The organism is Planctomycetia bacterium (genome assembly GCA_034440135.1).
In the GTDB taxonomy this organism is placed as follows: domain Bacteria; phylum Planctomycetota; class Planctomycetia; order Pirellulales; family JALHLM01; genus JALHLM01.
In genome coordinates, this window is record JAWXBP010000006.1 from 1 (window position 1) to 9214 (window position 9214).

7 protein-coding genes are annotated in these 9214 nt (G+C 62.7%); 4 read left to right on the plus strand and 3 right to left on the minus strand.

Translation table 11 applies throughout. The features are described from left to right. Positions 1-512 precede the first annotated feature (512 nt). A complete protein-coding gene (locus SGJ19_00210) occupies positions 513-1694 on the plus strand; it encodes a hypothetical protein (GenBank protein ID MDZ4778656.1) in 1182 nt (393 codons plus the stop codon). Here the strand turns inward: SGJ19_00210 and moaA are convergent. Next, on the minus strand, positions 1691-2680 hold the full coding sequence (gene moaA / locus SGJ19_00215) for a GTP 3',8-cyclase MoaA (protein ID MDZ4778657.1): 990 nt from the start codon (positions 2678-2680) through the stop codon (positions 1691-1693). The genes SGJ19_00210 and moaA overlap by 4 nt on opposite strands. A 343-nt stretch (positions 2681-3023) precedes the next feature. On the opposite strand from moaA, the gene SGJ19_00220 reads away from it, so the two are divergent. The 3 genes from SGJ19_00220 to SGJ19_00230 all read left to right on the plus strand — a co-directional run bounded on the left by SGJ19_00220 (position 3024) and on the right by SGJ19_00230 (position 6826). After that, the gene (locus SGJ19_00220) at positions 3024-4445 is read left to right on the plus strand and encodes a glycosyltransferase family 87 protein (GenBank protein MDZ4778658.1); all 1422 of its coding nucleotides are present in this window, start codon (positions 3024-3026) and stop codon (positions 4443-4445) included. 144 nt (positions 4446-4589) lie between these two features. Then, the gene (locus SGJ19_00225) at positions 4590-5402 is read left to right on the plus strand and encodes a sugar phosphate isomerase/epimerase family protein (GenBank protein ID MDZ4778659.1); all 813 of its coding nucleotides are present in this window, start codon (positions 4590-4592) and stop codon (positions 5400-5402) included. 68 nt (positions 5403-5470) lie between these two features. After that, on the plus strand, positions 5471-6826 hold the full coding sequence (locus SGJ19_00230) for an MATE family efflux transporter (protein MDZ4778660.1): 1356 nt from the start codon (positions 5471-5473) through the stop codon (positions 6824-6826). Between the two features lie 23 nt (positions 6827-6849). Here SGJ19_00230 and SGJ19_00235 read toward each other — a convergent pair whose 3' ends face one another. Continuing rightward, the gene (locus SGJ19_00235) at positions 6850-8295 is read right to left on the minus strand and encodes a DUF1501 domain-containing protein (protein ID MDZ4778661.1); all 1446 of its coding nucleotides are present in this window, start codon (positions 8293-8295) and stop codon (positions 6850-6852) included. Next, positions 8285-9214: DUF1553 domain-containing protein (locus SGJ19_00240; protein MDZ4778662.1), on the minus strand; the 930-nt coding region annotated here is incomplete at its 5' end. The genes SGJ19_00240 and SGJ19_00235, both read right to left, overlap by 11 nt.

Genomic DNA, 9214 nt, shown 5'->3' on the forward strand with positions numbered 1-9214 from the left:
CCGGCCTACCGCAAATCACCTCCAACCTCCGCCGCTTCGCATGCCAACCCCGAAAACTCTTACGCTTCCTAGGCATCATGAAAAACTGATTCGCCCTGCACAAGTCTGCTGGGCAACTACCACTCGACCCAAATCACAACTGCGATTAGGAAAATGATAGCCGCCGCCATGAAAATGCGGTCGAGTAGCTTTCGGTTGTATTTGGTAGGGCGCTCGGACGCTCGCGTCTCTGGCGACCTATACGGGTTTTCTTCCATCCCCTGAGTCTAGCAGGCAGCGAATGCGGCACGTACCTCCTTCAGGCGTCTCCAAAGTGAACCACGACCGGCATCGGTGCCCCTTTCAACCGAAGTAGTGCCGGGAGCCGATCGGCATGGTAAACTGCGTAAAGTGACGGTCTGGCTGAACCGGCGGGAGGATTCGCCCGATGCAGCAGGAAGGCTCTCACGCCCCACCTTGCCCAGGCGGTCCCTCCCGTGGCGCACCAACCGGCTCCGCAAACCCTTTCGCCTATGACGGCATTGCTGTCGCACCGGCTGTTCGAGCAATGGGTCCTCGCCGCTGTCGGACCGTTGCCCGACTCGATGGCGCTGCGAACCAGCGGACCTGAATCGCCGGTCGCGGTAATCGAATCGCCGGCCGCTACGCGACGCTATCTGCGCGCCCTGTTGTTGGCCGGCGCCAATTGTGGCTTGATCGACGAAGCCGCGCCGATCGAACAGCCTGGCAGCTTACAGCCGATCGCGGGAAAACTATTCGGCGCCTACCAAGTCGACGGCGGGCATTTGCAGTTGGCTGGCTGCCAACTGGAAGATCACCTGGTTTGCCGGTGCGCATGGAACGAAAGTGACGTCAGCTACTTCGCCAGCGACGGCAAGCGACTCTCCGCCGCGGTCATCGATGCAATCGAACTTGACGACCTCTCGCCTCGCGCGGGCGCCGAAGAGTTGGATGTCAACGGCGGCGTAAGCGCTATCGAAGCGGCGTTGGAGCAAGCCGAATTGACCAGCGCCCCGGTGCGGCACGTAACGCTGATCCAGTGCCGGCACGCGACCGGAAAAATTCGCTTCACCATCGGCAGCCTGTCGTGGGATTTGCCGTTTAGCGGCTGGGCCAACGCCTTCACGCCGCCGCCATTCCATTGTCCTCACACCGGCGTCGAGACGTTTCATGTCGCCGCGACCGACGACGGCCGCATCGCGGCCGCAGAAGAAATTGCCGTTTGCCGGCGCACGGGTCGCCGCTTGCTGAAAAAAGAACTGGCGCAGTGCGCGGTGACCGGCGCATACGTCTTGCCGGAATACGCGGTCCATTGCCCGGTCACCGGCGAAATTGTCGAGCAAGGCGTTTTAGTGGAATGCTCGCATTGCCGGCAATTGGTGAGCCCGCACGCCATTCAGGAACGTCAGTGCCTGGCATGCCGTACGTTGGTGCCACTCGACAACGAAGATTCTCGTCTACAACGTGTGATTGCCGAACATCCTGGCCTGGCGAGTTGGCGCAACTGGCGCCTCTCCGAAACGGCCGACGCGTATGTTCTCGAAGCCCAAGGCCTGTGGCAACGGTTACTCGCCGTACTGGACCGGCAAACGCTCCATTGCCGGCACATGGCGCTCGCTCAACGCTGGCCCGGCAAGTGGCGAGATTTAAGCGTCGAGCAAACGCGCGAGATTCTCGAGCGGCGAGCGAACTAACCGCCAATCTGATACATCGCGCGGGCAGGACGCAGAAACTCATCGCTGTTAATCCCGTGCCCGGCCTTCTTCGCGCCGACCGAGGCATGCAACAACTCCGCGATTTGCTCGTCGCTCGCGCCGCCGCGCAGTAACGCCCGAGCGTCCCATTCTTCGATCGAGAACAGGCAGTTGCGAATCTGTCCTTCCGCCGTGACGCGCAGGCGATTGCAATCGCCGCAGAAGGATTGCGTGACGGGGTTGATAAAACCAATCCGCCCGATGCCGTCGGCGAAATAATAATCGGTGGCCGGTTGACTCGGATCGGGGCGATCGGCCGGGATCAAGTCGCCGAACTCGGCTTCCAGCAAACGGCGAATCTCCTCGCCGGACAATACCTGTTCATTCTGCCAATGCTGTTCGGCGTCGAGCGGCATGAACTCAATGAACCGCAGTTCGAAGCCATGCTCGCGCGCGAAGCCCGCCAGCGGGACGATCTCCGGTTCCGTGATGCCGCGAATCGCCACTGCGTTCAGGCGAATGCGGTCGAAGCCCGCCTGGCGAGCGGCAAAGATGCCGTCGATGACGCGCTGCAGCCCCTCGCGCCGCGCGATGCGCTGAAACGTCGCCTCGCTCAAACCGTCGAGACTGATGTTCAGTCGCTGCAAACCGGCCTCGCGCAAAGCTTGCGCTTGCTCGGCCAGCAGAATGCCGTTCGTGGTGAGGGCGATATCCTCAATGCCGGGGATCGCAGCCAACACGCGCACCAATTGATGCAATCGCGCCCGCACCAGCGGTTCGCCGCCGGTCAGCCGCAACTTATTGACGCCCAAGCCGGCGGCCACGGTGGCCAACCGCGCAAGCTCTTCGAACGTCAACAACTCGCTACGCGGCTTGAATCGAATATTCTCGTCCGGCATGCAATAAAAGCAGCGGATATTGCAGCGATCGGTAACGCTGATCCGAAGATTCGTATGCATCCGGCCGAAGCTGTCAACGAGCGGCATGATTCGTCAATGCGACAAAATGAAAGCGAGGACGTGCTGGGAGTTTGAAGTTTTCAGTGTTTAGTTTTCCGTGTCCGAATACTCGGTCCTCACTGAAAACTGAACACTGATAACTTCAGACTCCCACCTCCAGCATTGCCGCAACCCACGGCCTGGGCAAGTGCCGGGTTCGCCAAACTGCCTGGATTCGCCAAACCCTGCCTCAATGCTATGGCCCGCCGGTTTCGTCGAATCCGTCTTGCCCCGGCGCTTTCAATCCACGTATCCTTCGCCGCTTTCAAGATTTAAGGCTGGACCATGGGCCAGGGACGAGCCGCGTTTTTGAACTCCGAGGATTGACCGCATGTTCCCTCCGACCACGGACCTCGAACCGACGCCGCGCTCGACCGCTGCGCGCTTGGGTTGGCCCAGCCTGTTCCCGGCGTTGTTCGACTACGGCGTGCCGTTGGTGGCGCTGCTGTTCTTCACCGTCGTCGGCGTTTCGTTTTTGCACGAAGGCAAAGAGAGCCAGTGGATCGATTGCTACGTCAAGGCGTCGCGACGACTGCAAAATGCTGAGACGATTCATCGCATCGAGCCCGTGGCCTACGCCTATCCGCCGGCGATGGCGATGTTGGCAGCGCCGCTGGCGAATCTTCCTGATGATTGGTCGATCGCGGCCTGGTATGCGGTCAACGTCGTGGCAACGTGCGCCGCGTTTACGTGCGCTTGGCGACTGGCGGGCGGGCCAGGCTTGATTGGCTTCTCTTGGAAATGGCACGCCGTGTTTTGGGTCGGCGTGCTGCTTTCACTGCGATTCATGCTGGCGGCCCTGGAAAATCATCAGACGGACATGGTAATCGCCGCATTCGTGTTGGCCGGCGGCTGCCGTTATTGGCGAGGCAATGGCATCGGCGCGGCCGTATGGTGGGGCGTTGCGGCGGCCATGAAATGCACGCCGGCGCTGTTTGGCGTGTACTTGCTCTGGCGCGGACGTTGGCGTCCAGCGCTGGTCATGGCATCGATTGCGCTTTCGTTGAACTTCTTACCGGACTTGCTCTGGCCGCAGCCGGACGGCGGATCGTATGCCATGGATTGGTCGCGCACGTTTCTGTCGCGCGTCGGGCAAGACGCGCCGGGAGCTTGGTTTAGCGATGTGCTGTTGAATCAATCGCTGGCTGGGATGGTGAATCGCGTGGCGACGTTCGGCTGGCCCTGGACCAGTGCTGCGCTGTTGGATCGCGCCGTGGCCGCGCCCACATGGCCGCCGCTCTTGATGCGCGGAATTGTTTACGGCGGATCGCTGTTGTTGTTGGGCTTGAGCATCCGGCGTTGGGGTGTGATCGGCAAGCAGCCGGCTCCGGTCTTCGCGTACGAACCGCCTCCTGTCGGTTGGCACAAGTTGCACGTGGGCATGGATGTGGCGATGATCGTTTGCTTAATGCTGCTGCTCAGTCCGATGAGCAGCAAGGCGCACTACGCAGTGATGATTCTGCCGGCGCTGTTCGTGGCGCGCCGCGTCGTCGAGCGCCCCACGCGCGGCTGGCTCGCAGTCGTTGCGTGTCTCATCATTGCCGGACCGCTGACCGCGAAGGGATTGCTCGGAAAATCACTGGGCGATCTCACGCTCGCCTGGGGACTGCCGACGTGGTTCGTGGTGCTAGCACTGCTGTCGCTCTGGCGATTGCGCGACACCGCGCATGAGCGCCACCCCCGACAGAGCGGTATCGACTTGACGCCATACTCGCATAGCGCTGCGGGAAAACAGCGGTTGAGAGCCGCTTGATGCACGCCGAGGCGGCGCAGACTCCGCATTGCCGCGAATCGCTCGCGCGGCTGCTTTACAGCGCTCCGCGATTCACCGATACTACGTGCCGCTTTCGTGGCATGGTCGCCGTGCCGAGACATCCATCGGAGAGGAGTTGCGCGGATGGCCAGGTTATCGATCAACGAAATGACCACGTTTCGTTGGCCGTTCGAAGTCGATCTCGCGCGCATCGCCGCGGCCGGCATTCCCGCCGTCGGCGTCTGGCGGCAAAAGCTGTCGGATTACGGCGAGGAACGAGGGCTCGCGTTGCTGAAGCAAAGCGGGCTGTCAGTTTCGAACCTGCTGTGGGCCGGAGTCTTCACCGGCAGCGATGGCGGGACTTATCGCGATAGTCTCGAAGACACGACGCACGCCATTCGTCTGGCCGCCGCGATGAAAGCCGGCTGCCTCGTGGTTTATACCGGCGCTCGCGCCGGCCACACACACAGCCATGCCCGCCGCATCACGCGCGATGCGCTGCGCAAGGTAGCGCCGCTAGCCGCAGACCTCGGCGTGACGCTGGCACTCAAACCGATGCATGCCAGCTTCATCAGTGAATGGACGTTCCTGACTTCGGTCCAAGAGACGTTGGCGCTCATTGAGGAAATCGATCGACCCGGCATCAAAGTCGCCTTCGACACCTACCATCTGGGACACGACATCTGCCTGGAGCGCCTGCGGGAATGGGCGCCGTCGATCGCGGTCGTGCATCTAGGCGATTGCCGCGCGCTGCCCAACGGCGAAGTCAATCGTTGCCGGCTCGGCGAAGGTATTCTTCCGTTGCGCGAGATCATCGGCGCACTGTTAGCCGGCGGCTACCGCGGCGATTTCGACGTCGAGCTACTCGGCGAAGAAATCGAAACGACTGACTACGAAGAGCTAGTGGGGCACTCGAAGGACGCCTTCGAGAAGCTGCTCGATTGCCAGCCGGTGTGAATTCTCAGAACGCCGCCAAAGCGCAACACTAGTATTTTTATCTCACCTCTACTGCTGCAAAGCGCGCTTTGAACTCGCCCGTCGCTTCGTCCGCCGGTTCGCTGCGTCCCATGTTGCGGCTGGCGCTGCCGGCATTGGCGGAGCAATCGCTCGTGATGCTGATCGGTTTTTCCGATACGTTGCTGACTGGGCGCTACCTGGAAGAACAACATCTGGCCGCCATCGGGCTGATGTCATACCTGCTCTGGTTTTTCCATACGCTGTTCCAAACGGTCGGGATCGGCGCCTTGGCGATGGTCGCCCGATATATCGGGGCCGGCGATCCGGAAACGGCGCGGCGTGTGACCCATCAAGCCGTCTTAATTGGCGCGGTGTTCGCCGTCGTGGTGGTCGCGGGCATCGCGCTGTTCAGCGATCAACTCGTCGCCGCGATGCGATTGCGGGGCGAATCGGCGGAACTGGCAGCGCGCTTCGTGCGCGGGCAGTTGCCGGCACTGCCGTTGATTATGTTGCAAGCGGTCGGCATTTACTGCTTGCGCGGCGCCGGCGACATGATGGCCGGCCTCAAAGTGATGGGCACGGTCAACCTGGTGAACATCGCGGTGAGCTGGTCGCTGGTGCGAGGCATCGGTCCGTTGCCGCAGCTCGGTTGGGACGGGCTGGTAATCGGAACGTGCTGCGGTGAATCGGTCGGCGGGTTGATGGTGCTCTGGTTTCTCTACCGCGGCCGCGCGGGTTTGAAGCTCGAGTGGCGACTTTTGCGCCCCGACTGGAAGCTGATCGAACGCATGTTGCGGATCGGCATTCCGGGTGGCGCGGATATGATGTTGATGGTCGGCTGCCACCTGGCGTTCCTGGGCATGATCAACGATCTGGGCGATCTCGCCGCGGCGGCGCATGGCGTGGCGGTGCGGATCGAGTCCCTCTCCTATTTGCCGGGGGCGGCGTTTCAAATGGCGGCCGCGACGCTCGCCGGACAGTTTCTCGGCGCGCGCGACCCGCACCGCGCGACGCGGAGCGTGACGATGGCCTGCGCGGTCGGCGGCGGGATCATGGTCACGGCCGGGCTGACGTTCTATTTGTTCGCGAATCAACTCACCTGGCTCTTCCTCGACGAAGGCCAAACCGACGTCCATCACCTGGCCGCGCGACTATTGCGGATTGTCGCCTTCTCGCAACCGGCACTCGCTGTTGCGATGATCCTCACTGGCGCGTTGCGCGGCGCCGGCGATACGCGCTGGCCGCTGGTCTTTACGCTCATCGGGCTGGCCGGCATCCGCCTGCCGCTGGCCTGGTTGATGGCCGATTGGCTCGACCTCGGCGTGGCCGGCGCGTGGTACGCGATGGTGATCGACCTCTACCTTCGCTGCGGCCTGATCACTGGCCGCTTCCTCCACGGCGGCTGGAAGCGCGTAAAAGTCTAGTCAGGGACGGGGCACCCTACCAACTACGCCAAAAGCTCGCGCACGACGTTGCCATGCACGTTTGTCAGGCGGCGGCGAATGCCGTTGTGATAGTACGTGAGGCGTTCGTGATCGATGCCGAGTAGATGCAGCACCGTGGCGTGGAAGTCGTGCCAGTGGACGCGGTTCTCGACGGCTTTGTAGCCGACTTCGTCCGTCGCGCCGTAGCTCAGGCCGCGCTTCAGCCCGGCGCCGGCCAGCCAGACCGTGAAGGCGTGTTGATTGTGATCGCGTCCTTTGCCGACGACGTCATCCGCCGATTGCGAAAACGGCGTGCGACCGAATTCCGTCGTGCAGAGGACCAGCGTATCTTCCAACAGCCCTCGCCGGCGCAGATCTTTCAACAGCGCCGCCACCGGTTGATCGAGCCGCGCCGCTTCCTGGCCGTGATTCAATTTCATGTCTTCATGGCCATCCCAGTTGCGCCGCGGGCTGCCGAACGTGCCGCCGGAGAAGAGTTGCACGAAGCGCACGCCGCGCTCCAACAACCGGCGCGCCATCAGGCAAGCGCGGCCGAAGTCGGCGGTCTCGGGTTTTTCCAATCCGTACAAGGCCTGCGTCTCGGCAGTTTCGCGGGCGAGGTCGGCCACTTCCGGCACCGCCATTTGCATCCGCGCCGCCATCTCGTAGGACTGCATCCGCGCGGCCAGCGGATCGGCGTCTTGATGTTCCGCGAGATGGCGACGATTGAGTGATTGCAACAACGCGCGCGTGGCGGCCTCTTGCGACGGCGCAATCGGGCGCGCGGCGAACAAGTCGTCGATGGGCGTCCCGCGCGCTCGAAGTACGACGCCTTGATGACGCGCCGGCAGGAAACCGTTCGACCAATGGATCGAGCCGCCGGCAGGAAATTCACGGGAGTCCGGAATCGCCACAAACGCCGGCAGATTGTCGGTCTCGGAACCGAGGCCATAGGAGAGCCAGGAACCGAGCACCGGAAAACCGTTCAACCGAAAGCCCGTATTCTCCTGAAACGTGGCGGGCGTGTGATTTGACGTTTCCGCGTACATCGAGTGAATCAACGTCAGTTCGTCGATCTCTGCGCCGAGATGCGGAAACAGATCGCTCACCCAACGCCCGCATTCGCCCCGCTGATGGAATTCCCAGTCGGGCGCGCGCAAGAGGCCCACCTGACCGAAGAACACGTCGGGCCGCTCGTCGGCAACCAGCGACTTGCCATGCAGTCGGATCAGTTCCGGCTTGTAGTCGAAGGTATCGAGGTGACTCATTGCGCCGCAGCAGCAGATGTGAATCGCCCGTTTGGCTTTCGGCTCATGGTGCGGCGGCAGATCGTCGGCCTCGCTGGGAATCGTCGCGGCGCGCAGCGCTCCGTCGCGCAGCATCAGCCCTGCCAGCGCGGCGCTGCCGAGGCCATGCTTGACCCAGGAGAGGAAATCCCGGCGATCTACGACGCTTGAATTAGTCGACATACAGAAACTCGTTGCTGTTGAGAATCGCGCGCGTCAGCGCGCCGGCGCCTTGCTCACGCACGACGGATGTCGCGGAGGAAAGTTCCGCCGCGATCGGCTCACGTCCATAGGCGAGTTGAAACGCCCGCCGCACTTGTGCTTCGGGTTCTTGGCCCGCTTCACGCGCGAGTCGTTCGGCGAAGCGGTCCGCGAGATGCAGTGAGAATGCGTTGTTCAGCAGTGACAGCGCCTGCAACGGCGTCGTCGTCACCGCGCGGCGCGGCGAGGTAGCGGACGGGTCGGGGCAATCGAACACGTCGAGCATCGCGCTGCGGCCGCTGCGGGCCCAGACGCGATAGAGCGTGCGTCGCCGGAATTGATCGAGATTCGATTCGTCCGGAGCATAGAGATGGGCCGCCGTGCCGAGTGCGACGGAGATCTTCATGTCCTGGTCGCCGGGGCCGCCCAGCCGCTCATCGAGAACGCCGGCGACGGAGAGCATGGCGTCGCGCACCGCTTCGGCTTCCAACCGCCGCGTCGGCCCGCGCCAGAATAGACGATTATCCGCGTCCACTTTCATCGCTTCCACGTCGTGGCGCCATGCTTGGCGATAGGCGGCCGAAGTGACAATCAACCGATGCATGGGCTTGAGACGATATCCTTGCGCGGCAAACTCCGCGGCCAACCAATCCAGCAACGGCTGATTCGTCGGGCGCCCGCCGTTGAAGCCGAAATCGTTCGGCGTATCGACGAGACCGGCGCCGAAGTGATAGTGCCACACGCGGTTGATCATCACCCGGGCGAAGAGCGGGTTGGCGGGATCGGTCATCCAGCGGGCGAGCGCCGCGCGGCATCGCGTCGCTGTCGAGCCTGTCGCCGGACTGGAATCTCGGCGGCGACGCGCCGGAAATGGAACGCCGCGCGGCGCTCGCCCGCTGGA

What these genes read in the sequence shown, in the direction of transcription:
- SGJ19_00210 (MDZ4778656.1), top strand. Translation starts at nt 513, where the DNA reads ATGACGGCATTGCTGTCGCACCGGCTGTTCGAGCAATGGGTCCTCGCC.
- moaA (MDZ4778657.1), bottom strand. Translation starts at nt 2,680, where the DNA reads ATGCCGCTCGTTGACAGCTTCGGCCGGATGCATACGAATCTTCGGATC.
- SGJ19_00220 (MDZ4778658.1), top strand. Translation starts at nt 3,024, where the DNA reads ATGTTCCCTCCGACCACGGACCTCGAACCGACGCCGCGCTCGACCGCT.
- SGJ19_00225 (MDZ4778659.1), top strand. Translation starts at nt 4,590, where the DNA reads ATGGCCAGGTTATCGATCAACGAAATGACCACGTTTCGTTGGCCGTTC.
- SGJ19_00235 (MDZ4778661.1), bottom strand. Translation starts at nt 8,295, where the DNA reads ATGTCGACTAATTCAAGCGTCGTAGATCGCCGGGATTTCCTCTCCTGG.